Origin of the sequence: Streptomyces sp. R35, from assembly GCF_041053035.1 — a bacterium.
GTDB lineage: Bacteria > Actinomycetota > Actinomycetes > Streptomycetales > Streptomycetaceae > Streptomyces > Streptomyces lutosisoli.
In genome coordinates this window covers 9,604,940-9,629,863 of the sequence record NZ_CP163440.1, presented here as the reverse complement: position 1 = coordinate 9,629,863, position 24,924 = coordinate 9,604,940, and the positions used below count along the sequence as shown (strand labels likewise).

The 24,924-nt window shown below is 70.3% G+C and carries 18 protein-coding genes; 11 read left to right on the top strand and 7 right to left on the bottom strand.

Annotation, left to right across the window (positions count from 1 at the left end):
• Window position 1 precedes the first annotated feature (1 nt).
• Window positions 2-1,045 carry an alpha/beta fold hydrolase gene (locus AB5J50_RS43200; RefSeq protein ID WP_369264050.1) on the bottom strand — a complete coding sequence of 348 codons (1,044 nt, stop codon included), beginning with the start codon at window positions 1,043-1,045 and terminating at the stop codon, window positions 2-4.
• A gap of 261 nt (window positions 1,046-1,306) precedes the next feature.
• On the opposite strand from AB5J50_RS43200, the gene AB5J50_RS43195 reads away from it, so the two are divergent.
• Window positions 1,307-1,543, top strand: a complete 237-nt coding sequence (locus AB5J50_RS43195) for a hypothetical protein (RefSeq protein WP_327433492.1) — start codon at window positions 1,307-1,309, stop codon at window positions 1,541-1,543.
• Window positions 1,544-1,628: 85 nt separating this feature from the next.
• Here AB5J50_RS43195 and AB5J50_RS43190 read toward each other — a convergent pair whose 3' ends face one another.
• Window positions 1,629-2,318, bottom strand: a complete 690-nt coding sequence (locus AB5J50_RS43190) for a 4'-phosphopantetheinyl transferase (RefSeq protein ID WP_369264049.1) — start codon at window positions 2,316-2,318, stop codon at window positions 1,629-1,631.
• Window positions 2,266-3,174: a metallophosphoesterase gene (locus AB5J50_RS43185; protein WP_369264048.1), complete on the bottom strand. Its 909-nt coding sequence runs from the start codon at window positions 3,172-3,174 to the stop codon at window positions 2,266-2,268. Before AB5J50_RS43185 ends, AB5J50_RS43190 begins: the two co-directional genes overlap by 53 nt.
• Window positions 3,175-3,507: 333 nt before the next feature.
• Between AB5J50_RS43185 and AB5J50_RS43180 the strand changes: the two genes are divergently transcribed.
• The 3 genes from AB5J50_RS43180 (at window position 3,508) to AB5J50_RS43170 (ending at window position 7,602) form a co-directional block, all read left to right on the top strand.
• Window positions 3,508-4,683, top strand: coding sequence for an ATP-grasp domain-containing protein (locus tag AB5J50_RS43180; protein WP_369264047.1), 1,176 nt, complete (start codon window positions 3,508-3,510; stop codon window positions 4,681-4,683).
• Window positions 4,684-4,813: 130 nt separating this feature from the next.
• Window positions 4,814-6,496, top strand: a complete 1,683-nt coding sequence (locus tag AB5J50_RS43175; RefSeq protein ID WP_369264046.1) for a carbohydrate binding domain-containing protein — start codon at window positions 4,814-4,816, stop codon at window positions 6,494-6,496.
• Between the two features lie 116 nt (window positions 6,497-6,612).
• Window positions 6,613-7,602, top strand: coding sequence for a D-cysteine desulfhydrase family protein (locus AB5J50_RS43170; protein WP_369264045.1), 990 nt, complete (start codon window positions 6,613-6,615; stop codon window positions 7,600-7,602).
• 25 nt (window positions 7,603-7,627) lie between these two features.
• Here AB5J50_RS43170 and AB5J50_RS43165 read toward each other — a convergent pair whose 3' ends face one another.
• The 4 genes from AB5J50_RS43165 to AB5J50_RS43150 form a co-directional block, all read right to left on the bottom strand.
• On the bottom strand, window positions 7,628-8,491 hold the full coding sequence (locus AB5J50_RS43165) for a sulfotransferase (RefSeq protein WP_369264044.1): 864 nt from the start codon (window positions 8,489-8,491) through the stop codon (window positions 7,628-7,630).
• A 230-nt stretch (window positions 8,492-8,721) separates the two neighbouring features.
• Entirely contained in the window at window positions 8,722-11,769 is a 3,048-nt protein-coding gene (locus AB5J50_RS43160) for an alpha-mannosidase (protein WP_369264043.1), read from the bottom strand.
• 28 nt (window positions 11,770-11,797) lie between these two features.
• The gene (locus AB5J50_RS43155) at window positions 11,798-13,135 is read right to left on the bottom strand and encodes a 6-phospho-beta-glucosidase (RefSeq protein ID WP_369264042.1); all 1,338 of its coding nucleotides are present in this window, start codon (window positions 13,133-13,135) and stop codon (window positions 11,798-11,800) included.
• A 52-nt stretch (window positions 13,136-13,187) separates the two neighbouring features.
• Entirely contained in the window at window positions 13,188-13,937 is a 750-nt protein-coding gene (locus tag AB5J50_RS43150; protein WP_369264041.1) for a DeoR/GlpR family DNA-binding transcription regulator, read from the bottom strand.
• Between the two features lie 126 nt (window positions 13,938-14,063).
• Here AB5J50_RS43150 and AB5J50_RS43145 point away from each other — a divergent pair, with 126 nt between their 5' ends.
• The 7 genes from AB5J50_RS43145 to AB5J50_RS43115 all read left to right on the top strand — a co-directional run bounded on the left by AB5J50_RS43145 (window position 14,064) and on the right by AB5J50_RS43115 (window position 24,840).
• Window positions 14,064-15,071: a carbohydrate kinase family protein gene (locus AB5J50_RS43145; protein WP_369264040.1), complete on the top strand. Its 1,008-nt coding sequence runs from the start codon at window positions 14,064-14,066 to the stop codon at window positions 15,069-15,071.
• A 101-nt stretch (window positions 15,072-15,172) separates the two neighbouring features.
• Window positions 15,173-16,459: an ABC transporter substrate-binding protein gene (locus AB5J50_RS43140; RefSeq protein WP_369264039.1), complete on the top strand. Its 1,287-nt coding sequence runs from the start codon at window positions 15,173-15,175 to the stop codon at window positions 16,457-16,459.
• The gene (locus AB5J50_RS43135; protein ID WP_369264038.1) at window positions 16,459-17,421 is read left to right on the top strand and encodes a carbohydrate ABC transporter permease; all 963 of its coding nucleotides are present in this window, start codon (window positions 16,459-16,461) and stop codon (window positions 17,419-17,421) included. Before AB5J50_RS43140 ends, AB5J50_RS43135 begins: the two co-directional genes overlap by 1 nt.
• A 12-nt stretch (window positions 17,422-17,433) precedes the next feature.
• Window positions 17,434-18,270 carry a carbohydrate ABC transporter permease gene (locus AB5J50_RS43130; protein ID WP_327433479.1) on the top strand — a complete coding sequence of 279 codons (837 nt, stop codon included), beginning with the start codon at window positions 17,434-17,436 and terminating at the stop codon, window positions 18,268-18,270.
• Window positions 18,270-21,221, top strand: coding sequence for a glycoside hydrolase family 2 TIM barrel-domain containing protein (locus tag AB5J50_RS43125; protein WP_369264037.1), 2,952 nt, complete (start codon window positions 18,270-18,272; stop codon window positions 21,219-21,221). Before AB5J50_RS43130 ends, AB5J50_RS43125 begins: the two co-directional genes overlap by 1 nt.
• A gap of 37 nt (window positions 21,222-21,258) precedes the next feature.
• Window positions 21,259-23,103 (top strand): LamG-like jellyroll fold domain-containing protein, encoded by a 1,845-nt coding sequence (locus AB5J50_RS43120; RefSeq protein WP_369264036.1) that lies wholly within the window; start codon window positions 21,259-21,261, stop codon window positions 23,101-23,103.
• A gap of 69 nt (window positions 23,104-23,172) precedes the next feature.
• The gene (locus AB5J50_RS43115; protein WP_369264035.1) at window positions 23,173-24,840 is read left to right on the top strand and encodes a histidinol-phosphatase; all 1,668 of its coding nucleotides are present in this window, start codon (window positions 23,173-23,175) and stop codon (window positions 24,838-24,840) included.
• Window positions 24,841-24,924 lie beyond the last annotated feature (84 nt).

Below are 24,924 nucleotides of genomic sequence, written 5' to 3'. Positions count from 1 at the left end.
GTCAGGTCGCGCTGCGTTCGCTCGCCTCCCGCAGGTCCCGTTCCGCCGCGCGGTTCTGGGCCGTGTCGGGCTGTCCGGCCGTCGTGCCCGGGCGGCCCGCGCGCAGCAGCTCCCGCCAGTGCTCGCGGCTCCAGTCGGCCGGGCTCGTGGTGCTGGTGAACTCCTCGACGAGGGCCAGGAAGCGCGCCGGATCGCTGTGGAAGGGGAAGTGGCCCGCCCCCTCGAAGATCTCCAGACGGCTGCCCGGCATCGCCTTGTGTGCCCCGTACGCGTGCCGTACCGGCACCACGCTGTCCCGGTCGCCCCAGAGCAGCATCGTGGGCATGCCCTCGGTGAGATAGCAGCGGTCGAGCATGGTGACCGCCTGGCCGCGCCAGTCGACCACGGCGCGCAGGGTGCGGATGAAGGCGCTGCGGGAGGTCGCGTCGGGCAGCGCGTCCACGAGGTTCAGCAACTCCGGTGCGTCCTGGCCCAGATCGGTGTCGAGGAGTCTCATCAGACGGAGGAACAGGCCTACTTGGAGGCGCATACCGGGTAGTCGCAGCGTGGAGAGCATGAGGTGCGCACCGGGCAGCGAGACGGCCCGCAGTACGGGGTTGACCTCGCCCCCGACGCCACCGGCGCTGACCAGGATGAGCCGCTCGGTGCGTTCGGGGAACTGGTAGGCGAACTGCATCGCGACGCCGCCGCCGAGCGAGTGCCCGACCAGGGTGGCGGACTCGATGTCGAGCGTGGTGAGCAGATCGCGCACCCCGTTGGCATACGCGGCCACCGAGTAGTCGGCCCGCGGTTTGTCGGACGCCCCGTGGCCGAGCAGGTCGGGCGCGATCACCGTGTGGGTGCGGGCGAGGTCGGGGATCAGATCCGCCCAGGTCGCCGAGGAGTCGCCTATGCCGTGGATCAGGACGAGCACCGGGCCCTCGCCCGCCATCCGGTAGGCGCGTCGGTAGCCGTGCACGACGCGGTGGCGCAGGCGCAGTTCCCCGTCGCCCACCGAGCGCAGCCGCAGGGTGCGCCGCGGACGCCGAGGCGGTACGTCGACCACGGGCCGACCTCCTGTTCCAGGCCGCCGTGAGGCAGCTTCCAGGCCGCCGTGAAGGCAGCTCCCGGGCCGCCGTGAAGGCGGCCGCCGGCTCTCCTCTCCAGCCTAGGGCTCCTGTTCCACCAGGGATTTCCGTGAGGTTTCGCCTCCGCTAAGCGGGCGAACCCCCGCGTACCCAAACGGGATTGTCAGTGCCGGACGGCAAGCTGGAGTGACGTACCGCCATGTACCGCTTCGACAAGCCGACCCGGGGAGAGCCGTCCGATGCCGACCGCCGTACTGACCGACCGCGAACGCGCCGCCGTGCAGGCCTATCTGCGGCTCCTGCAGACCGTACGAGCCGCCTTCGACGGTCCGCCCGACGGGCGCCGACCACCCGTGGTGCCCCCGTCCGCGCTCGCCGAGGCGGAGCGGGCGCTGGCGGCTGCCGGGCTCGCGGGCAACGAGGAGGCGTTCTTCCGGCTGCTGCACACCTGGTGCCCGGAGCCGGCTCCAAGGTGAGGGACAGTGCCCACGGCCGGCTCAGCCGTGATCCACGGTGACCTGGGCCGGGCTCAGGCGCCGGGGACGGTGACTGCGGCCCGGCTCAGGCGCGGGGCACGGTGACCGCCGTCGCGACCAGGCCCCGCTGGAGGGTCCAGCGCCCGTCGAAGGCCCCGACGCGCTCACCGCCGACCAGCGGGCCCGGCACGAGGAGTTGGGCGCGGAATCGCCCTGCCAGGACGGGGCCGCCGGACGCGGGGCCCTGGACGATGTCGATGTCCGCCTCGGAGAAGTCCAGCCACTGCCGGGTGAGCGGGAACCACGCCTTGTAGACCGACTCCTTGGCGCTGAACAGCAGCCGGTCCCAGTGGACGGCCGGGGTCCGCGCGCCCAGCCGGTCGAGGCGGTCCACCTCGGTGGGCAGGGCCACGGCGTCGAAGACCCCCGCCGGGAGCGGCAGGTGGGGTTCGGCGTCGATGCCGAGGGAGACCAGATCGGTGGCGCGGGCGAGCGCGGCGGCGCTGTAGCCGTCGCAGTGCGTCATGCTGCCGATCAGGCCCGACGGCCACTGCGGCGCGCCGCGTTCGCCGGGCAGGACCGGCCCCGGGGGCACGCCGAGCTTCTCCATGGCGCGCCGGGCGCAGGAGCGCACGGCGGTGAACTCGCGGCGCCGCTTCTCCACGGCCCGTGTCAGGAGCGCCTGCTCCTCGGGGTACAGGGTCGCGCCCGCGGCCTCGTCGTCACCGTAGCTCTCCACGGCCACGACCGACTCCGGGAGCAGCTCCTCCATCACCGGCTCCGACCTCCATCGGCAGAATGCGGCGCAGTGTGCCGGGCGTTCCCGGCCGTTTGCGCCATTCGCGGGGGTAGCCCACGGACACTTCTTCGAAGCGGACACCCTCGTGCCAGGTGGTCCGCGGGATGTGGAGATGACCGTAGACCATGGCCTCGACACGGAACCTGCGGTGCCAGTCCGCGGTCAGCCGGGTGCCGCACCACATCGCGAACTCGGGATAGCGCAGGATGTCCGTCGGATGGCGGTCCAGCGGGTAGTGGTTGACCGGGATCACGGGCAGATCGTCGGGCAGCTCGGCGAGCCGGTGCTCGGTCTCGGCGACCCGGGCCCGGCACCAGGCCTCGCGGCTCGGGTAGGGGTCGGGGTGGAGCAGGTGCTCGTCGGAGCAGATCACCCCGGTGCCCTGGGCATAGGCCAGCCCCTGGTCCTTGGTCACGCACCCCTGCGGCAGGAACGAGTAGTCGTAGAGCAGGAAGAGCGGCGCGACGACCGCGGGGCCGCCGGGACCGTCCCACACCGGGTACGGATCCTCGGGGGTGATCACGCCCAACTCCCGGCACAGGGCGACCAGATGCTCGTAGCGGGCGACGCCGCGCAGCTGTACCTCGTCCTTCGGGTGGGTCCACAGCTCATGGTTGCCGGGCACCCAGATCACCTTGCGGAAACGGCTGCTGAGCATCTCCAGGGCCCACCGGATGTCGGCGACGATCTCTCCGATGTCACCGGCCACCAGCAGCCAGTCGTCGTCCGTCTCGGGGCGCATCTTCTCGACGAGGGCGCGGTTCTCGGCGTATCCGATGTGCAGATCGCTGATGGCCAGCAGGTTCCCATGACCGCCGTCTGTCGACCGCACCCGCGACACCCCCCAAGGAAGACGAATGGGAACACAAGAACACATCCGCCCCCCACGGGACAAGAAGGGCCCGCCGCTGTCCCGCGCCCGGTCCGCCCCGGCCCACGCCCCTGTCCCTGTGGGCCGTTCCCCGGGCTTCCGTACCCCCTCGCCGGGCCTTTCAGGGAATCCGTAACACGCCCGTAGCAGCACAGGGGCCCCACGCCCCTTATGATCGCCCCAACACGGCCGCCACGAACCTGCTTTGGCGTACGGCGGCTTGGTGTTCCTCCCACTCCCCTGGCCGGGCACGGCCTGCTCCGCCGTGCCCGCGAACCGTGAAAGGTGGCCTGTATGGGCTCTCGCGTACGCGTCTGGCTCAACCGCACGTACGCGGAGAACGTGTTCTTCATGGATCAGCTGCGAAGTAATCCGCAGCATCGCGCAGTCGAGATCCATGCGACACACGGCGATGCCGACTCCCCCGTCCTGGCCGCCGCCGACGTGGCCTCCATGGAGCCCGAGGGCCTGTCCCCGCGCGCGTATGTCGAGTACGCCCTCGACCACTGCGCCCGCCACTCCATCGACGTGTTCGTGCCCGTCCTGCACCAGGCCGCGATCGTGGCGCAGCGCGCGGAGTTCGCCGCGCTCGGTACGGCCCTGCTGGCGCCGCCCGCCGAGGCCGTGGCCATCTTCCAGGACAAGGTCACCGCCTATGAGGCGGTCCAGAAGGTGGGTGTGCCGGTACCGCCGTGGTGGCGGGTGCGCACCGAGGAAGAGCTGGTCACGGCGGTCGAGGCGCTGGAGGCCGCGGGCCACAAGGCGTGCTTCAAGCCGGCGTCGGGGGCGGGCGGGGTGGGCTTCCGCGTCATCACGCGCGCCCCCTTCTCACTCAATCACCTCAACGGATTTCCCAGCCCGTACGTGCCGCTCGATCTGGTCGTGGAGGCGCTGCGCGCGGCCGACCAGCCCGTCGACTGGCTGGTGATGCCGCGCCTGGAGCAGCCGGAGGTGTCCGTCGACTGCCTGACCGGGCCCGACGGCCGGATCCGCATGGCGGTGGGCCGCACCAAGAACGGGCGCCGCCGCGGGTTCACCCTTCACCCGTCCTGGATCGAGCCCGCGCGTCTGCTCGCGGAGAAGTTCGCACTGCACTACCTGACGAACATCCAGTTCCGCATGTTCGGAGACGAGCCGGTCCTCATGGACGTCAACACCCGTCCGGCCGGCGGACTGCACCAGCTCGCCCAGTGCGGCGTCAACGCCCCTTGGACGGCAGTGCAGTTGGCGCTCGGCGAGGAGACGGGCGACGTGGTCCCGCCGTTCCTCGGGCAGGACTACACGGTGGTCTCGGGCCCGCGCCCGGTGCGCGCGGTGTCGCTGCCGCACCAGCGGGCCGACACTCCCGCGCCGGCACTGCCCGCCGTGCACGCGCCCGTCACGGAACCCTCGCCCGCCCCCGTCACGGAGCCCGAGCCCGCCCCCGCGACGGAGAACGCCTCCGCCACCGCCGCCATCGCACCCGCCTAGCCCCGCCCCCACCCGACTACCGGTCTGGACCAATTTCCGCTCAGCGTCTTGACAGCGGGATTGGTCCATACCAACTTGGTTGCGCACCTCTCAGCACTCCCGAACACCCCCATTTCTTCAGGGAGATCGCGTGCGCATCACATATCTCAGACGTTCCAGACATCGTTTCCTCGCTCTGCTCGGCACCGCCGCCCTGGCCCTGGCCGGGGCGGTCGCCCTCCCCGGTACGGCCCAGGCGGCCAACATCCTGACCAACCCCGGCTTCGAGTCGGGCAGCCTCTCCCCCTGGACGTGCACCGGGAACCTGGGCTCGGTCGTCTCCAGTCCCGTGCACGGCGGCTCCAAGGCCCTTGCGGGGGCGGTGAGTTCGAGTGACAACGCCCAGTGCAGCCAGACCGTCGCGGTGCAGCCGAACACGGCGTACACCCTCTCGGGCTGGGTGCGCGGCAGCTATGTGTACCTGGGCGTGGACGGCGGTGCCTCGAACTGGACGACGTCCCCGTCGGCGTACAGCCAGCTCAGCGTGTCCTTCACGACCGGTGCCTCGCAGACCAGCGCCAAGATCTACGTCCACGGCTGGTACGCGCAGGGCACCTACTACGCCGACGACATCAGCCTGGACGGGCCCGGCGGCAGCTCCGACACCCAGGCTCCCACCACACCCACGAACCTGACCTCCACCGGCAAGACCTCCTCCAGCGTGTCGCTGTCGTGGGGCGCGTCGAGCGACAACGTCGGCGTGAGCGCGTACGACATCTACAGCGGCTCGAACCAGGTGCTCAGTGTGTCGGGCACGAGCGCGACGGTCAGTGGGCTGTCGGCCAGCACCGCCTACACGTTCACCGTCAAGGCGCGCGACGCGGCCGGGAACACCTCGGCGGCCTCGAACTCCGTGAGCGTCACGACGGACGCGGGCAGCGGGGGCGGCACCGGCTTCAAGCAGGCCGCGCCCTATCTCTACGAAGGCTGGGGCGACCCGCCGAGCCCGACCACCGTGATGAGCTCGACCGGCATCAAGTGGTTCACGATGGCGTTCATGCTGGACTCCGGCGGCTGCACCCCCGCCTGGGACGGCAGCCGCGCGCTCACCGGCGGCGTCGACCAGACCGCCATCAACCAGATCCGCTCCGCGGGCGGTGACATCGTCCCGTCGTTCGGCGGCTGGCAGGGCAGCAAGCTCGGCGCCAACTGCTCCTCGGCGAGCGCTCTCGCCGGTGCGCTGCAGAAGGTGATCGACGCCTACGGCCTCAAGGCGATCGACATGGACATCGAGAACACGGACGAGTTCGAGAACGAGGCCATCCAGGCGAAGATCCTGACCGCGCTGAAGACCGTCAAGGCCAACAACCCGGGCCTGAAGACGATCGTCACCTTCGGCACCTCGACGACCGGCCCGACCTACTACGGCAACCGTCTCATCGAGCAGGCGCAGTCGCTGAACGCGGGCATCGACGTCTTCACGATCATGCCGTTCGACTTCGGCGGCGGCTCCGACATGTACGGCAACACCGTCAACGCCGCCGAGGGCCTGAAGACCAAGCTGAAGTCGACCTTCGGGTGGGACGACGCCACGGCCTACTCCCACATCGGCATCTCCGGGATGAACGGTCTCAGCGACCAGCAGGAGAACACCACTCCGGCCATCTGGACTTCGATCCGCGACTGGTCGAACTCGCACCACATCGCACGGCTCGCCTTCTGGTCGGTCAACCGCGACCGGCCCTGCCCGGGCGGCGGCGTGGTGAGCAACTGCTCCGGCATCAGCCAGAACAATTGGCAGTTCACGTCCATCAACGCCGGCTTCACCGGCTGACGGACGACCGAAACGGAGTGCGTCGGTGCGGTGGGCCGTCCGGGACATCCGGGCGGCCCACCGCACCCTCGCGCCCGGCGCCGCCGGCCGGCGCCGGGCCAGCTACGCTGCCGACGGTGACGACTCCCTCCACCGGCAGCACCCCGCCCCGCGCCCGCCTGGGCACCTGGCCCACCCCGCTCGAACCCGCTCCCCGGCTGGCCGGTGCGCTCGGTCTGGGCCCGGACGACCTGTGGGTCAAGCGCGACGACCTCATCGGCCTGGGCGGCGGCGGCAACAAGGTACGCAAGCTGGAGTGGACCTGCGGGGCGGCCCTGGCCGAGGGCGCCACCACCCTGGTGACCACCGGCGCGCCGCAGAGCAACCACGCACGGCTGACCGCGGCGGCGGGCGCCCGGCTGGGGCTCCGCGTCGTCCTCGTGCTCGCCGGACAGCCGGGAGCCTCCGCGTCCGGCAACCTCGCGCTGGACGGGCTCTTCGGCGCCGGCGTCGTCTGGGCGGGCGACGGCGGCGGCGAGCAGCTGGCGTCGCGGGCCCGGGAGGTGGTCGAGGAGCTGAGGGAGCGGGGCGAGGTTCCGGCGCTCATCCCGTTCGGGGGATCCAGCGCGCTCGGCGCCCGCGGCTATGTCGAGTGCGCACGCGAACTCGACCACCAGGTACCCGACTTGGCGACCGTCGTCGTCGCGCTCGGCTCGGGCGGCACCATGGCGGGACTCGTCGCGCACCTCGGCGGCTCCCGCGTGCTGGGCGTGCACGTCGGCGCCGTCGCCGAACCCGCGCGGACCGTGTCCGAGCTGACCTCCGAGCTGTCCGGCAAGCCCTGCGCTCCGGAGGAACTGCGGGTCCGGCTCGACCAGGTCGGCGACGGCTACGGCACGCTCACCGAACCCGTCATGAGCGCCCTGACCCTCGCGGCCCGCACCGAGGGCATCGTCCTCGACCCGATCTACACCGGGCGGGCGATGGCGGGGCTGGTCGCGGCCGTCGAGGACGGCGACATCCCCCCCGGGCAGCGCACCGTCTTCCTGCACACCGGCGGTCTGCCCGGACTCTTCGGCCACCCCGCGACGCTCGCACGAGCGGAGGCCGGCCTCCTCGGCGGGTGACGCCGCCGGCCGGACCGCCCGCCGGTCAGACCGCCGGGTACCCCCAGACGCGCGCCAACTCGGCGAGCCTGGGCGGCAGTTCAACCGTGGGATCGGCGCTGCGGGCGGGCTGCACGCGCCCCGATTTGATGGTGTCGCTCCAGTCGCCGAGCTGGGGACGGAAGGTGCCGTGGTCCTGGGAGCCGTAGTCGAGCATGGCGGGCTCCCAGGGGACGCCGAGGTGGTCACAGATGCCGCGGGTGGTCGTCTCCGGGTCGGCGGTGAGCTGTTCGTACGTGATCACGTGGGCGTCGAGGTTCTGGCGGGCCTCTTCGAGCTTCTCGCTGTAGTCGAGGACCTCGGCACGGATGGCGTCGTGGTCGGGGTCCGTACGCCGGTTCGTCAGCGAGTCGATGACCGCGCCAGGGTGGCGCAGCAGCACGATGTAGCGGGCGCCCGGCCAACATCGGTGCAGACGGGGCCAGACAAGGGTGTTCGGCGGGGTCTTGTCGACGATGATCCGCTTACCGCTGCGGGTGAGTTCGAGATGCAGCAGCCGGTCCCACAGGGCGTGTTCCAGCTCGTCCTTGTCGAGTTCGAGCGCCCGCATGGCGTCGGCCGTGAAGTCGCGCGACAAGTGCACGTGGACGGTGCGCAGATGCATCTCGTGCGGGGCGCGGATCTGGCTGTGGCTGTTGAGCAGGACCCGCAGCAAGGTCGAGCCGGAGCGCACGGAGGAGAGCACGAAGACGGGCGACTCCACCAGACGCGGGGCGCGCGGCGCGACGTACAGCCGCTCGGCGGAGGTTTCGGGAGTACCCGGAGTTCCAGGAGTTCCGGCGGTTCCGGGGTTCCTGGGTGACGGCACGGCGTCCAGCGTGCGCCGCGGCGGACGCACCGCCTCCGTCATCAGCCTCCCCCGACGCCTCAGCCCCTTGCCGATCGCGGACATACGCGGGTCTCGCACCGTGACACCTCTTTCTCGTCGTTCCCCCGCATCACAAAGGGGAACGGCGAACTCCAGGTGTCACGCAGAAGACGGGCCGTGGTCACGACGGGCGCCAAACCCGCCGTGACCAGGCCTCTTACCGCTTCCTTAATTCTTCATGGGAAGTGCGGTCACCCTCCTGCGCGGGAGGGTCACTTCTTCGCCACTGCCAGCCGCAGCGTCTGCACCTCGAAGGGCCGCAGCGTCACCGGGACCGCGTTCCCGTCCGTCTCCGCCTCCGCGAGCGGGCGCTCCAGGAGGTCGGTCACCTGGGCCCCGGCGAGCGGGAAGCCGGTGAGGAGGGTGCCCTCCGCGCGGCCGCCCCGGGACTCGTAGAGGCGTACGACGACATCGCCCGAGGCGTCGTCGGCGAGCTTGACCGCCTCGATGGTCACGCCCTCGCCGTCGACGGAGACGACGGGCTCGACCGGACCGGCCGAATCGGCCACCCGCAGCGGCAGGTTGAGCGCGTAACCCTCCGCGACCGCGTCCTCGATGGTCGCCCCCGGCAGGAGGGAGTAGGTGAAGCGGTGCTTGCCCTGGTCGGCCTCGGGGTCGGGCACGCGCGGGGCGCGCACCAGGGAGAGCCGGACGGTCGTCGTCGTACCGCCGTCCTCACGGACCGTGCGGGAGACGTCGTGGCCGTACGTCGAGTCGTTGATGACCGCGACGCCGTAGCCCGGTTCGCCGATGTGCACCCAGCGGTGGCCGTACACCTCGAAGCGGGCCGCCTCCCAGCTGGTGTTGGTGTGGGTGGGCCGCTGGACATGGCCGAACTGGATCTCGGCGGAGGAGTGCGGGGCCCGGACGTCCACCGGGAAGGCGGCCTTGAGGAACTTCTCGGCCTCGTGCCAGTCGATGTCGGTCTCGACGTCGATACGGGGGCTTCCGGCCCGGACGGTGATCGTCTGGACGATCTTCGATCCCTTGCCGAACGACCGCTCCACGCGGATCGCGCCGAGCAGGGGGTCCTGGTCGACGACCGTGATCGAGTCGGCGTCCAAGAGGTCCGTGTAGCGGTTCTTGTAGTGCTTGTCGACGTCCCAGGCGTCCCAGTAGTTGGGCAGGTCGGTGTGCAGACGGAGCAAGTTGCCCTTGTCGGCGAGGACTTCGCGGTTCGCCTTGAGGTCACGTACGGAGGCCAGGGTCCCGTCCTCGGCCAACTCCACGCGGACGAGACCGTTTTCGAGGACGCGGCCGGTCACGGTCACCGCTTGCGGCGGTTCGGCGACGCCCAGAAGCGCGCTGCCGTTCGCCGGGACCTCGGTGTACATGGGAACGCCCACCGAAGTCCGTACCACCTCGGCCCGGTCGCACGGGCTGGTGTTGAAGACCCGCGTCTCCCCGGAGCCCAGCGCGGCCACGGCCTCGGCGGTGAGCGCCTCGACCTCCTCGGCGACGCGCGCGTACTCCGCCTCGGCCTCCCGGTGCACCCAGGCGATCGAGGACCCCGGCAGGATGTCGTGGAACTGGTGGAGCAGAACCGTCTTCCAGAGCCGGTCGAGCTTCTCGTACGGGTAGGTGTAGCCCGGCGCGTGCAGCGCGGCCGTCGTGGCCCACAACTCGGCCTCGCGGAGCTTGTGTTCGCTGCGCCGGTTGCCCTGCTTGGTGCGGGCCTGCGAAGTGTAGGTCGCCCGGTGCAGCTCCAGGTAGAGCTCGCCGACCCAGACCGGGGCGTCCGGGTACTCCGCGCGGGCGGCCTTGAAGAAGTCGTCGGGGTGTTCGATGACGACCTTCGCCGAACCCTCCAAGTCCGCGAGCCTGCGCGCCCGTTCCATGATCTCGCGGGTGGGACCGCCACCGCCGTCGCCCCAGCCGAAGGGGGCGAGCGAGCGGGTGCCACGGCCCTTGTCGGCGTAGTTCTTCACGGCGCGGGCCATCTCGACGCCGCTGAAACGGGCGTTGTAGGTGTCGACGGGCGGGAAGTGCGTGAAGATGCGGGTTCCGTCGATGCCCTCCCACCAGAAGGTGTGGTGGGGCAGCTTGTTGGTCTGGTTCCAGGACAGCTTCTGGGTCAGGAACCACTCGTTGCCGGCGAGCTTGGCGAGCTGCGGGTAGGCGGCGTTGTAGCCGAAGGAGTCCGGCAGCCAGACGCCCTTGGTCTCGATGCCGAAGTGCTCGATGAAGAAGCGCTTGCCGTGGATGAGCTGGCGGGCGAGCGCCTCGCCGCCGGGCAGGTTGCCGTCGGCCTCGACCCACATGCCGCCGACCGGCGCCCACTGGCCCTTCTTCACGGACTCCTGGATACGGGCCCACACCTGCGGGTAGTTGTCGCGCACCCACTCGTACTGCTGGGCCTGCGAGCAGGCGAAGATGAACTCCTCGTACTCCTCCGCGAGCGCGGTGACGTTCGAGAACGTGCGAGACGTCTTGCGCTTGGTCTCACGGATCGGCCACAGCCAGGCGGAGTCGATGTGCGCGTGACCGACGCCGGAGAGGGTGTGGGCGCTGGCGTGGGCGGGCTTGGCGAGGGCGGGGGCGAGCGCCGAGCGGACGTCCGCGGCCGAGCCGGAGATGTCGTCGAGGTCGAGCAGATCCAGCGCCCGGTCGAGTGCGTGCATGATCTCGTGGCGGCGCGGGTCGTGCTCCGCCAGCTCGACCATCAGCTCGCGCAGCACCTCGATGTCCAGGGCGAGGTGCCAGACCTCCTCGTCGAGGACGGCGATGTCGGCGCGGCGGAAGGTGTAGAGCGGCTTGTCGCCGGCGGTCAGGACGTCGCCGAGCGGGGTCGGACGCGCGAAGTCATTGGCGAGGATGTCCGGGTTGGAGGCCGCCTCGACGAGGTAGTCGATCTGCTCGCCGCCCGTCGCCGGGTTGCCGATCGGCACGTACTGGTTGAGCGGGTTGACGGCCTTGAGCGGGGTGCCGTCGGTCAGGTGGACGAGTGCCTCGGCCTGGTTGCCGGGCCAGTCGCCGGTGAAGCCGAGGTCGATGACGGCCTCGACGCGCTTGCCCGCCCACTCGGCCGGGACCTGCCCGCGCATACGGAACCAGGTGGTGCCCCACGGCGGACCCCAGGGGGTGTCCATCGTGAAGGGCTCGTACGAGGCGGCCGCGGCCTCCTCGAAGGGGACGGGTTCGCCCGGCGCCTGCCAGGCCTCCACGGCGAAGGGGACGGAAGCGGCGTACATCGCGGGCTTGATGCGCTGGTCGTGGACGCGCTCTACGCGCTCCTCGATCCGGCGGCGTTCGTCGTGCATGAGAAGTCTCCAGGAAGGTGGAAAGCGCTTACTTAAGATACGCCAGGCCGGGATGGACCGAGGTGTAGCCCTCGACCAGCCTGCGGGCCACGTTCACGGAGTCCACGAGCGGGTGCAGGGCGAAGGCCTTCACGGCCGTCGTACGGGAGCCGGACTCGGCCGCGGACAGCACCTCACGCTCGACCGCCTTCACCGCGCAGACGAGACCCGTCGCATGGTCGGGCAGCGGGTCGACGGCGACGGGATGCGCGCCATTGGCGTCGACGAGGCAGGGCACCTCGATGACGGCTTCCTCGTCGAGCACGCTCAGCGTGGAGCGGTTGCGGACGTTGAGGATCAGGGTGGTGCGCTCGTCGCGGGCGATGGCCCGCATCAGGGCGAGGGCCACCTTCTCGTAGCCGCCGGAGAGGTCGTCGGCGTCGCGTTCCCCGGCGCCGGCCGCGTCCCGGTTCTCGGCCATGTAGGTGGCCTCGCGCTCGGCGCGGGTGCGGTCCCAGGCGGCCAGCGCGGCGGCGTCCGGCGCCTTCATCTCGTCGTAGAAGTGCGCCTGCTGGTCGCGGAGGAAGGCGCCGCGCGTCTTCTCCGCCTCCTGGTAGGCGCGGACCGCTTCGCGGTTGAAGTAGTAGTAGTGCAGGTATTCGTTCGGAACGGCGCCCAGGGACTGGAGCCATTCCGGGCCGAAGAGCTTGCCCTCCTCGAAGGAGCCGAGCAGGTCGGGGTCGGCGAGCAGGCGCGGGAGTTCGTCGCGGCCCGCGACGCGCAGGCCGCGTACCCAGCCGAGGTGGTTGAGGCCGACGTAGTCGATCCAGGCCTCGCGCGGGTTGGCGCCCAGGACCTTGGCGATACGGCGGCCGAGGCCGACCGGTGAGTCGCAGATACCGATCACGCGGTCGCCCAGGTGCCGGGACATGGCCTCGGTGACCAGGCCCGCGGGGTTGGTGAAGTTGATGACCCAGGCGTCGGGGGCGAGCCGGGCGACGCGTTGCGCGATGTCGACGGCGACAGGCACCGTGCGCAGGCCGTAGGCGATGCCGCCCGCGCCGACCGTCTCCTGGCCGAGGACGCCCTGGTCCAGGGCGACCCGTTCGTCCGCCGCACGTCCTTCGAGGCCGCCGACGCGGATCGCGGAGAAGACGAAGTCGGCGCCGCGCAGGGCCTCGTCGAGGTCGGTGGTGACGGTCACCTCGGGCGCGTCCGGCACACCCGCCGCCTGCTCGGCCAGGACGCGGGCCACGGCCGAGAGCCGTCCCGCGTCCAGGTCGTGCAGCACGACGTGGGTGACGCGGCCCTCGGCGCGGTCCCCGAGGAGCGCGCCGTACACGAGCGGGACGCGGAATCCGCCGCCGCCCAGAATGGTCAGCCTCACGCAACTACCACCTTTGCAGTTCGTGCAGGGACGCAGGTCACGCGGCTGGGGATCACGCCACGACCACCTGTACGCCCGCTTCTTCCAACGAGGACCGCGTCGCCGCGTCCACCGGCGCGTTCGTCACCACCACGTCGAGCTCCTCGGGGCCGCAGACCTTCGCCATGCCCGTGCCCGGGAACTTCGCCCGGTCGGCGAGCAGGACCACCCGCTCCCCGGCCTTGATCATGGCGCGCTTGACCGGCACCTCGACGACGGTGGTGTCCATGACCTGGCCGGCGGGGCGGATGCCGCTGGTGCCGAGGAAGAGCCAGTCGGCGTGCAGCTGGCGCAGATTGTCCTCGGTGAGGAAGCCGACCAGGGAGCGGTACTCGCGGCGGACCATGCCGCCGAGCAGCACCAGCTCGATGTCCTCGTCGTCCACCAGCTCCTCGTAGACCACCAGGTTGCTGGTGATCACGGTGATCCGGCGGCCGTGCAGCTGTCTGGCGAGCCGGTACGCGGTGGTGCCGATGTCCAGGAGGACGGACTGGCCGTCCTGGACCATCGACGCGGCCTTCGCGGCTATGGCGTCCTTCTCGGGCACGCGGACCTCGGCGACCTCGGCGAAGGGCTGGTCGCCCTCGTCCGCGACCGCGCCGCCGTGCACCCGCGTGAGCAGGCCCTCCTCCTCCAGTTTCAGGAGGTCACGGCGGACCGTGGCCGGGCTCACGCCCAGCTGTTCGGAGAGATCGGTCACGGCCGCGGGACCGCCGGAGCGCAGGGCCCGCAGGATGAGTTGATGTCGTCGTTCTGCCAGCACGGAATGAACAGTACTCGTCATTCCCCATCATTTCTATGCTCAGTTCTGCTCGACTCTTGCCAAATTGGCTCGATGCGCGCACGATCCTGTGCACCGCTTGCAGACTTTTGACGAGAGGATGCGCCCGTGGGCGACGAACGGCCCGATGTCCTGCTGACCGGGCTGCTCTTCTACGACCTCGTCCTCACCGGACTGGGCAAGCCGCCGACGCCGGGTGAGGAGATCTGGACCGACGGCATGGGCGTCAGCCCCGGCGGCATCGCCAACCTGGCCGTGGCAGCGTCGCGTTACGGCCTGCGCACCTCCCTCGCCACGGTCTTCGGCGACGACTCCTACGGCGCGTACTGCCGCGGTGTCCTCACCGGCCAGGAGGGCGTCGACCTCTCGCTCTCCCGTACCGCGGACGGCTGGCACACCCCGGTCACCGTCTCCCTCGCGTACGGCCACGACCGTGCCCTGGTCACCCACGGCCAGGAACCCCCGTACTCGCAGGACGAGCTCATGGGTGACCCGCCCGAGGCGCGCACGGCCCTCGTGCACATCGAGGCCGAGCCGCGCGGCTGGATCGCCAAGGCCGCCGCGAACGGCACACAGATCTACGCCGACGTCGGCTGGGACCCCACCCAGCAGTGGTCCCGCGACCTCCTCGACCAGCTCTCCCTGTGCCACGCCTTCCTCCCCAACGAGGCCGAGGCGATGGCCTACACCCGTACCGACAGCGCGATGGGGGCGCTCGGCACGCTCACCGAACTGGTGCCGGTGGCGGTGGTCACGCGGGGCGGCGACGGCGCGGTCGCCGTGGACCAGACGACGGGCGAGTACGCGGACGTCCCGGCCCTTGACATCGATGTCCTGGACGCGACGGGCGCCGGTGACGTCTTCGGCGCGAGCTTCGTCGCGGCCTCGCTCGGCGGCTGGCCGCTGGAGGAGCGGCTGCGCTTCGCGGTCCTCGCCGCCGGGCTGTCGGTGCGCAGGCACGGCGGTGCCCTCGCGGCGCCCGGCTGGTACGGCGTCCACCGCTGGTGGCACACCCTCGAAGATCCCGAACTGCGGCGCGCGTACGGCTTTCTGGCCGACCGGATCCCGGCGGACCCCGGACCGCCGGTCCGGTACGCGCCCGTCACCCCCCACTGATTCCTGATCGGTACCTCGCGCAGTCGAAGAACTTCACAGAGCTTCAACGAGCTTCAAAGAACTTCAGAGAACGTCAAAGAAACCGAAAGGCGGTGGGAGCTGTGCGGCTCTCACGAAGAGGCCTGCTGCGTGCGGGTCTGGCCGGTACGGCCGGCGCGGCGCTCGGCGGCCTGGCGACCGGCTGTGCCGTTCCGACCGGATCCACCGGCCGGAACATGGTCATGTGGTACTGGAGCGGCGGGCTGAGCCCGAAAGTCGTCCAGGACGCCAAGACCCGCTACGACAGCACGGTGAACCTCCAGGCCATCCAGATCGGCGGCTACTACCGCTCGAAGCTGATGACCACGATGACCGGACGCGCCCATGTCCCGGACATCGCCGGGCTCAAGGGCGAGGACATGGCCTCGTACCTGCCGAACTCCGACCAGTTCGTGGATCTGCGCACGCTCGGCGCCGACAGGCTCAAGGACCAGTACCTGCCGTGGAAGTGGGACGAGGGCATCGCCGAGGACGGCTCGATGGTGGGCTTCCCCATCGACTGCGGTCCGGTCGCCCACTACTACCAGCCGGCCGTCTTCGAGAAGGCCGGACTGCCCCACGAGCCGGCCGACGTCTCCAGGGAGCTGGACACCTGGGAGAAGTTCCTCGCGGCCGGTGAGCAGCTCAGGAAGCGTATCCCCGGCACGTTCATCCTGACCGACGCGCTCAGCATCTACGGCATCTCGATCAACCAGACGACCAAGCGGTTCGTCGACAAGGACCGGCACTTCATCGGCGACCAGGAGCATGTGCGCACCGCCTGGGACCGTGCCGTCGAGGCCACCCGCCGCGGACTGGTCTCGAAGATCGTCAACGGCACGCCGGACAACATATCGGCGACGGAGCGTGGCCTGCTGCCCAGTCAGCTGAATGCCTCCTGGGCGGCCGGCGACATCAAGCTCAACACCCCGAAGACCAAGGGCAAGTGGCGGGTGGCGGCCTGTCCGGGCGGTCCGTCGAACATCGGCGGCTCGTTCCTGGCCATCACCAAGGCGTGCCGGGAGCCGGAGAAGGCCTTCGAGATGATCACCTGGATGCTCGACGCGGGCAACCAGGCCCAGGGCTTCGTCGACTCGGTGCTCTTCCCCTCCACCCCGGCGTCGTACGGCATGAAGAAGCTGCGCGAACCCGACGCGTTCTTCGGCAACCAGATCACCATGGACGTCTTCGGCCCGGCGGCGGAGAAGATCCCGGTCGCCTACAACAGCCCGTACGACATCGCGCTCAAGACCCCGATCGACGACGAGCTGCGGAACTTCTCCGTCCTCGGCAAGGACGAGAAGCAGGCCTGGAAGGACGCCATGAGCAAGTGCCGGCGCATCGCGGACCACCTGGGGGTGAGTTACTGATGGCTACCGCACCCGTGGTCGAGACACCCCCGGCGGCAGTGGCCGCCACCCCCGTCGTCCATGCCAAGAAGGGCATCCTGAGCCACTGGCGGCTGTACGCCGCGATCTCCCCCTTCTATCTGCTCTTCCTCGCCTTCGGTCTGATACCGGTCGGCTTCTCGCTCTATCTGTCGTTCCACCGCTGGGACGGGCTCGGCTCGATGGAGTTCGCGGGACTGTCGCAGTACCGCTATCTCCTGGACGACAGCCAGTTCTGGAGCGCGATCGGGAACACGATCATCATCTGGGCGCTGGCCACCTTCCCCATGATCTTCCTGGCGATGGTCACGGCCGTGATGCTCAACTCGGCGGTCCGCTTCAAGAACGTCTACCGCTTCGCGTTCTTCCTGCCGAACGTCACCTCGATCGTGGCCGTCGCCATCATCTTCGGCTCGGTCTTCTCCACCAACTTCGGCCTGGTCAACGCGCTCTTGCAGGCGGTCGGTCTTGACCAGGTGGCGTGGCTGAACACTCCCTGGGGCATCAAGGTCGCCATCGCGACGCTGATGACCTGGCAGTGGACCGGCTACAACGCGATCATCTTCCTCGCCGGGCTCCAGACGATCCCGGGCGAGCTGTACGAGGCGGCGCGCATGGACGGCGCCGGACCCGTGCAGACCTTCTTCCGTGTCACGCTGCCGCTGCTGCGCCCGGTCCTGCTCTTCGTCCTCGTCATCTCGACGGTCACCGGGCTGCAGTCCTTCTCCGAACCGCAGGTGCTGCTCCAGACGACGGACAACAACTCGTCGTTCGCGGGCGGCCCGGGCCACGCGGGCCAGACGATGGTCCTCTACTTCTTCCAGCAGACCTTCGACAACAACGACTTCGGCTACGGCGCCGCCGTGGCCTGGGGCATCTTCCTCGTCGTCGTCCTCTTCTCGATCATCAACTGGCGCCTGGTGCAGCGCCGGGGCGAAGAATAGGAGCCCGCAACCATGGCATCCATCAAGGGTTCACGGCAGCGGGGCATCATGCTCCACCTGGTCCTGATCGTCGGCCTGCTGCTCTCGGTCTTCCCGTTCTACTGGGCCGTGATCATGTCGACGCACTCGTCGACCGAGATCTTCTCCTACCCGCCGAAGCTGCTGCCCGGCTCGCACTTCCTGGAGAACGTCCGCCATCTCTTCGACAACGTCGACTTCTTCGGGTCGATGTTCAACTCCCTCCTCGTCGCGGGTTCGGTGACGGTCCTCGTCCTGTTCTTCGACTCCCTCGCCGCGTTCGTCTTCGCCAAGTTCCAGTTCCCGGGGCGGCGGGTGCTCTTCGCGCTGATGATGGCGATCTTCATGGTCCCGGCGCAGCTCCAGGCCATCCCGCAGTTCGTGATCATGGCGAAGCTGGGCTGGATCGGCTCGATGACCGCGCTGGTCGTCCCGGCGGCGGCCAACGCGTTCGGCATCTTCTGGATGCGCCAGTACATGAAGAGCGCGATCCACGACGAGCTCCTCGACGCCTCGAAGCTCGACGGCGCCGGATTCCTGCGCCAGTACTGGCATGTGGCGCTCCCGGTGGTCCGGCCCGGCCTCGCCTTCCTCGGCATCTTCACCTTCATGGGCCAGTGGAACGACTACGCCTGGCCGCTGATCGCCCTCACCAACCCGGACAACGTGACCCTCCAGGTCGCCCTGTCCCAGCTCAACGGCGTGCACGGCACGACCGACTACGGAATGGTCATGACGGGCGCGCTGCTCGCCCTCGTCCCGCTGCTGATCGTCTTCGCGATCGGTGCCAAGCAGATCATCGGCGACCTGGGCAAGGGGGCCATCCGCTGATGACCGATCCGTCGATCCGCGGTCCGCTGTCCGCCGATCCCCTGATCGTCCTGCGCCCCTGGGAGGCACCTGAGGTGACCTCCTGGGGGCGGTTGCCGATGAACGCCGTGGACCGGCGGGCGGGTGCGTTGTCGCTCGACGGCGACTGGCGGTTCCAGCTGCTGCCGGCGCCCTCGGTGGAGCCCGGCCCCGAGTGGTCCTCGTCGCACGTCCCCGGCGCCTGGACCATGCAGGGCACCGACGACCTGCCGCAGTACACCAACTTCCGCATGCCCTGGGGCGAGTTCCCGCCCGCGTCGCCCGCCGCCAACCCGACGGGCGTCTACGAGCGTGAGGTGGACGTGCCCGCCGAGTGGGCCGGACGCCGGATCGTGCTCCAAGTCGGCGCCGCCGAGAGCGTGCTGCTGGTCCATGTCGACGGGCGTGCGGTCGGGATCTCCAAGGACTCGCATCTCGCCGCCGAGTTCGACCTGTCCGACGTCGTACGTCCCGGAGTGCGCGCCCGGCTCAGGCTCACCGTCGTCAAATGGTCGGACGCCTCGCACATCGAGGACCAGGACCAGTGGTGGCACGGCGGGATCACCCGCTCGGTGCTGCTGTACGCCACCGATCCGCTGCATCTGGCCGACGTGACCGTGCGGACGCGGCCAGCCGGGGAGCTGCGGGTGGAGTGCCAGGTGCGGAACGCTTCCGGCGCGCTGCCGGAGGGCTGGTACGTCACCGGAGAGCTGGACGGCCACCTCCTCGCACAGGACGCGGAGTTCGACCGATTCAAGGAGGAGGACGGCCGGGTCTCCGACTTCCTGGGCGAGGCACGGCTCAACACGGTCGTCCACGACGTCCGCGCGTGGACGGCGGAGACACCCGAGCTGTACGAACTGGCCGTGCGGCTGCACCGCGCCGACGGTTCGGTCGCCGACACCTCGCACCACCGGGTGGGCTTCCGCGAGGTCGAGATCCGCGGCCGGGACCTGCTCCTCAACGGTGAGCGGGTCTACATCCGGGGCGTCAACCGGCACGACTTCCATCCGCTGACGGGACGGACGGTGTCGTACGAGGACATGCGGGCCGACCTGACGCTGCTGAAGCGCTTCGGCTTCAACGCGATCCGCACCGCCCACTATCCCAATGACCCGTCCCTGCTCGACCTCGCCGACGAGCTGGGCTTCTACGTCGTCGACGAGGCGAACATCGAGGCGCACGACCACGCCCACGAGATCGCCGACGATCCGCGCTACACGGCCGCCTTCGTGGACCGCGTCGCGCGGATGGTGCTCCGCGACAAGAACCACCCCTGCGTGATCATCTGGTCGCTGGGCAACGAGTCCGACTACGGCGCGAACCACGACGCGGCGGCGGGGTGGCTGCGCCGCCACGACCCGACCCGGCCCCTGCAGTACGAGGGCGCCGCCAAGCTCGACTGGGCGGATCCCGCGCTCGCGTCCGACATCGCCTGCCCCATGTACGCGCCCATCGAGGACTGCGTCGCGCACGCCCTGTCCGGGAAGCAGACCAAGCCGCTCATCCAGTGCGAGTACTCCCACGCCATGGGCAACAGCAATGGCACGCTCGCCGACCACTGGGCCGCCATCGAGTCAACCCCGGGGCTTCAGGGCGGTTTCATCTGGGAGTTCTGGGACCACGGCATTCTGCAACGCGTGAACGACGGAAGACCGGCCGGGCGCGGTGGCGCCGGACTGTATGACAACGGTGTCACGGCACCGGGCCATCGCTGGGCGTACGGCGGCGACTTCGGCGAGACGATCCACGACGGCGCGTTCATCGCCGACGGGGTGGTCTTCCCCGACCGCACGCCGAAGCCGGTGATGTACGAGCACCGGGAGATCGCGGCGCCGGTGCGGCTGGAGTACGCGGGCGGTGAGCTCCGGATCGTCAACCGCCAGCACTTCCGCGGGCTGGAGTGGCTGACCGCCGAGTGGTCGCTCGCCCTCGCGGACGGCGGCGCTCTCACGGCTCCGGCCGACGAGCTGCCCGACGTACGCCCTGGCGAGACCGCGTCCCTGCCGCTCCCCTTCGAGGTGCCGGAGGACGGCGGCGAGGCCTGGCTGACGCTGCGGGTGACGACGGCGGAGGACGAGGCATGGGCACCGCGGGGCACGGAGGTGTGTCTGCCGCAGGTCCGGCTGCGGTCGGCTGCCGCGGCTCCGGTGCCGGCCGACGGCGGGCCGCCCGTCGAGGTCGACGACAGCGGGCTCCTCGTCCATCCCCTGCTGACCGCCGCCCCCGTGCTCTCGCTGTGGCGGGCGCCGACCGACAACGACGAGCTGGGCGGCGCCGCGGTGCGCTGGCGGGCCTGGGGCCTCGACACTCTCGTACGCAAGGTCGTCGGCGTACGCCGTGAAGGCGGGAGTGTCACCGTGCTCGCCGAGTACGACACCTGGGCGGGCGTCGTACGCCATGAGCAGGTGTTCACGCGTGTCGCGGGCGGCGTACGGATCGAGGAGACCGCCGAACTGCCGGACCGGCTCGACGATGTGGCGCGGGTGGGCTCCGTGTTCGAGACCGTGGCCGGGCTCGATGTCCTGGAGTGGTACGGGCAGGGCCCCTGGGAGTCCTATCCGGACCGCTGCTACGGCGCGCCCGTGGGACACCACTCCGTCCCCGTCGACGCGTTGTTCACCCCTTATCTGCGGCCGCAGGAGAGCGGCGGGCGGCACGGCGTACGGCAGTTCACGCTGTCGGCGCCGGACGCCACCGGACTCTCCGTCGCGCTGGACGGGCCGCGCCAGGTCTCCGTGACCCGGTACCGGGCCGAGGACCTGACCGCCGCCGCGCACCACGACGAACTGGTGCCGCGGCCCGGCTGCGTCGTGCACATCGACGCCGCGCACCGGGGGCTGGGCACCGCGTCGTGCGGGCCCGACACCTCCCCCGCCCACCTCATCGAGCCCGGCACCCACAGCTGGTCCTGGACCCTGCGCGTGCTCTGACCCTTCTCGCATCCCCGCTTTCTCCCATGGAGCAGACGTGTGTACTTCGCATGACCAGGCGACGGAGGCCGAGCAGGCCGGCGTCGGCAGACGCAACTTCCTGCGGGCCACGGCGCTGATCGGCGCGGCGGCCACCACGACGATCGCGCTCCCCGCGACCGCCAGGGCGGTGACCACGCAGGACAAGAGCCGGCGGCCCGACCCCGAAAGCCGCCGCTTCACGCTCGCCGTCATGCCGGACACCCAGTACCTCTTCGACGGGCCGAGCATCAACCCGGCGCCGATCGAGGCGTCGCTCCGCTATCTCCTGGAGCACGGCAGGGACGAGAACATCGTCTTCCTCTCGCACCTGGGCGACCTCACGGAGAACGGCGCGCAGGCCGAATTCGACGCTGCGGGCAAGGCGTTCGAGCTCCTCGACCGGCACGGCGTGGGCTACAGCGTGCTGGCGGGCAACCACGACGTCCGGTCGTCCACCGACGACCAGCGCGGCGCCACTGCCTACCTCGACGTCTTCGGACCGCGGCGCTTCGCGGGCAAGCGCACCTTCGGGGGTGCCTCGCCGGACGGCTACAACACCTTCCACCTGTTCACGGCGGCCGGCCGGGAGTGGCTGGTCCTCGCGCTGGACTGGCGGCTTTCGGCGAAGGGGTACGCGTGGGCGAAGGACGTCATCGCCCAGCATCCGCACACGCCCGTCATCCTGACCACGCACGAGCTCGTCGTCGAGGACGACACCCTTTCCTCGTACGGTCAGCGGCTCTGGGACGAGCTGGTCCACGACCACGACCAGATCTTCCTCACGCTCAACGGGCACTACTGGCCCGCGGCCCGTGCCACCCGCGAGAACGGGGCCGGGAACGACGTCCATCTGCACCTGACGAACTATCAGAACCGTTACTACGGCGGTGCGGCGATGATCCGCCTCTACCGCTTCGACCTCGACCGGAACACCATCGACGTCGAGACGATCTCGCCGTGGATACTGGGCCGGGCGGCCGAGGGCCTCAACGAGCTGGAGCGGCAGGAGATCGAACTCAGCGGCGACGCCGACCGGTTCTCCGTCGCCGTCGATTTCGAGAAGCGCTTCTCGGGTTTCGCACCCGTGCCCGCGCGCCCGTCCAGGCCCGCCGCGCAGATGCTGGTCCGGGGCACGGTGGCGTACTGGCGGTTCGACGGGCACGAGGAGGGTACGGCGGTCGACGGCACGGTCCGCGACCTTTCGGGGCGCGGCAACGACCTGACCGTGGTCAAGGTCGCCGACGGCACCCTCACCTGGTCGTCGGCGCACCACCCGGACCAGCCGGGGCACGGCAGCCTCGTCTTCCAGGGCGGCAAGCCTCCGCTGAAGGGCGCGTATCTGCGCACGGTCGACGGCGCGCCCCTCAACTCGGCGACCTTCCAGCGCGGTTACACCATCGAGGCCTTCTACCAGCTCCCCGCCGACTGGGACCCCTCCCACCACGCCTGGGCCTCGCTGGTCAGCCGTACCGGCACGGGCGGCGGCGCGGGCAAGACCGACGACGACCCGGACGAGCCGCTCGCCACGCTCTCCCTCTCCGACGGACCCGGCCCGCAGTGGGCGGTCCGGCCGCTCAACCAACAGGGCATCGCCACCAACTGGGGCGACGAGACGGCCCGCGAGCAGTGGTGGCACGTCGCCGTCGTCAACGACGGCTCGCACACCACGATGTACGTCCAGGGCTGTCCGGTCGCCCGCAATCCGCATGCCTCCGCCGTCGGACTCGCTTCCCTGGGCCTGCCGTGGCTGCTCGGCGGTTACGAGTACGCGGGGAAGATCGACCAGATTCTGCACGGACGGCTCGGCGATGTGCGCATCGTCGAACGAGCGCTGTCCGTCGCACAGTTCATGAACCACTGAGCCGCAGCAGTCGGCCGGCAGCCCCCTCCCCCCCCAAGACTTTCCGACTCCCCGAGGGAGAACGTCCGCATGTCCGAGCAGCAACTGCCCGCCTGGGCCGACCCATCCGTATCCCCCGCCTCGCTGGACCCGCAGGGCATGTCACGGCGCGGGCTGCTGAGCCGTGCGGGCCTGTTCGGGGCGGCCTTCGCGGTCGGCTCGCTCGCGACGCCCGCGGCGGCCACCACGGGACGCTACGGCGGTGACGACCCGCGTCTCGCCTATCTCGTGGGCGACCACCACATCCACTCCGTCTACAGCCACGACGCGAAGTACACGTTCTCCCAACTCGCCCAGGCGGGCGCCCGGTACGGCCTCGACTGGATGGTGTTCAACGAGCACTCCAACTTCGGGCACGCGAACTACGGCGCCCAGCTGGAGCACCAGGAGATCCTGAAGGCGCGTGCCGACAACCCGCGCCAGCTGATCTTCCAGGGCCTGGAGTGGTACATCCCGGCCGCCGAGCACGCCACGGTCTTCGCGGCGCCCGGCCCGCACGAGGTGGACCTGCTCACCCAGTTCGAACTCGCCTACGACGGCAAGCTGTTGGGCTACACGGCGGGCTCCCCCACCAGCCCCGACACGGCGCGCAACGAGGCCCACGCGGTCAAGGCGATCCAGTGGCTCGCCGAACAGCGCCGCACCGGATACGTCGACGACGTCCTCGTCCTCGCCAACCACCCCCTGCGCCTCGGCATCGACTCCCCGCACGAGATGCGGGGCTGGCGTGACGCGGCACCCGAGATCATGATCGGCATGGAGGGCGCGCCCGGCGCGCAGGGCGGCGGTATCCCCGGCTGGGTCGGCTCGGGCCAGCAGCGCGGCGAGTACGTCAACAAGCCGTCCGAGAACTCCTTCGCCGGTTACCCGGCGGACGCCTACGTCCTGTACGGCGGGTTCGACTGGATGACGGCGACCGTCGGCGGCATGTGGGACGCGATGCTCGCCGAGGGCAGGCTCTTCACGATCACCACCAACTCCGATGTGCACCGCGTGGTCTTCGACACCTGGAAGAACGGCGACTGGGCGCCCGGGCAGAACTTCGACAACACCGGGCACATCCCCGACCCGGTGAACACCGACACCCAGCAGCCGGGCGGGGACTTCTGGCCCGGCCAGTTCAGCCGTACGCATGTGGGTGTGACCCGCTACGGCTACCGCTCGGTGATGGCGGGCCTGCGCGCGGGCCGGGTCTGGCTCGACCACGGGCACCTGCTGGACGGGCTCGACGTCCGGCTGAAGCGGGACTGCGACCACGGTCCGGGCGTCACCATGGGTGGCCGACTGCGGGTCCGCAAGGGCGAGAAGCTCACCCTGTCGGTCACCGTGACGACCGCCTCCCGCCCCAACCCCCAGGGAATTCTCCCCGAGTTGGCACATGTCGACGTGATCCGTGGCGCGGTGCACGGCCCGGCGGCCGACCGCGACGACTGGCGGGCGCCCGACACCAGGGTCGCCCACACGCAGGACGTGAGCGGCCGGAAGGGCACGTACACCCTGCGCATCCCGCTGGTCGCCGGCGACGAGTCCTTCTACGTCCGGCTGCGCGGCAGCGACGGCAACCGCCATGGCGCGGGGTATCTCGGCGCGTCGGTCGACCCGCACGGCCCGATACCGCACGTGCCCGGGAACGGTGACCCGTGGGTCGATACGTGGTTCTATGCGAACCCGGTCTTCGTCGATGTGGCAGGCGCTTGACGTAGCGTCAGCGCGGCACGCTCCGGGCCGAGGCGTTTCCGCCCGGAGCGTGCGTCCCGGCCACGGCTGCGTACCGCCAGCGGT

Bases quoted from the DNA above. Each gene is read 5' to 3' on its own strand.
- AB5J50_RS43195 (WP_327433492.1), top strand. From the start codon at position 1,307: ATGCCGACCGCCGTACTGACCGACCGCGAACGCGCCGCCGTGCAGGCC.
- AB5J50_RS43180 (WP_369264047.1), top strand. From the start codon at position 3,508: ATGGGCTCTCGCGTACGCGTCTGGCTCAACCGCACGTACGCGGAGAAC.
- AB5J50_RS43165 (WP_369264044.1), bottom strand. From the start codon at position 8,491: ATGACGGAGGCGGTGCGTCCGCCGCGGCGCACGCTGGACGCCGTGCCG.
- AB5J50_RS43160 (WP_369264043.1), bottom strand. From the start codon at position 11,769: ATGCACGACGAACGCCGCCGGATCGAGGAGCGCGTAGAGCGCGTCCAC.
- AB5J50_RS43135 (WP_369264038.1), top strand. From the start codon at position 16,459: ATGGCTACCGCACCCGTGGTCGAGACACCCCCGGCGGCAGTGGCCGCC.
- AB5J50_RS43130 (WP_327433479.1), top strand. From the start codon at position 17,434: ATGGCATCCATCAAGGGTTCACGGCAGCGGGGCATCATGCTCCACCTG.
- AB5J50_RS43125 (WP_369264037.1), top strand. From the start codon at position 18,270: ATGACCGATCCGTCGATCCGCGGTCCGCTGTCCGCCGATCCCCTGATC.
- AB5J50_RS43115 (WP_369264035.1), top strand. From the start codon at position 23,173: ATGTCCGAGCAGCAACTGCCCGCCTGGGCCGACCCATCCGTATCCCCC.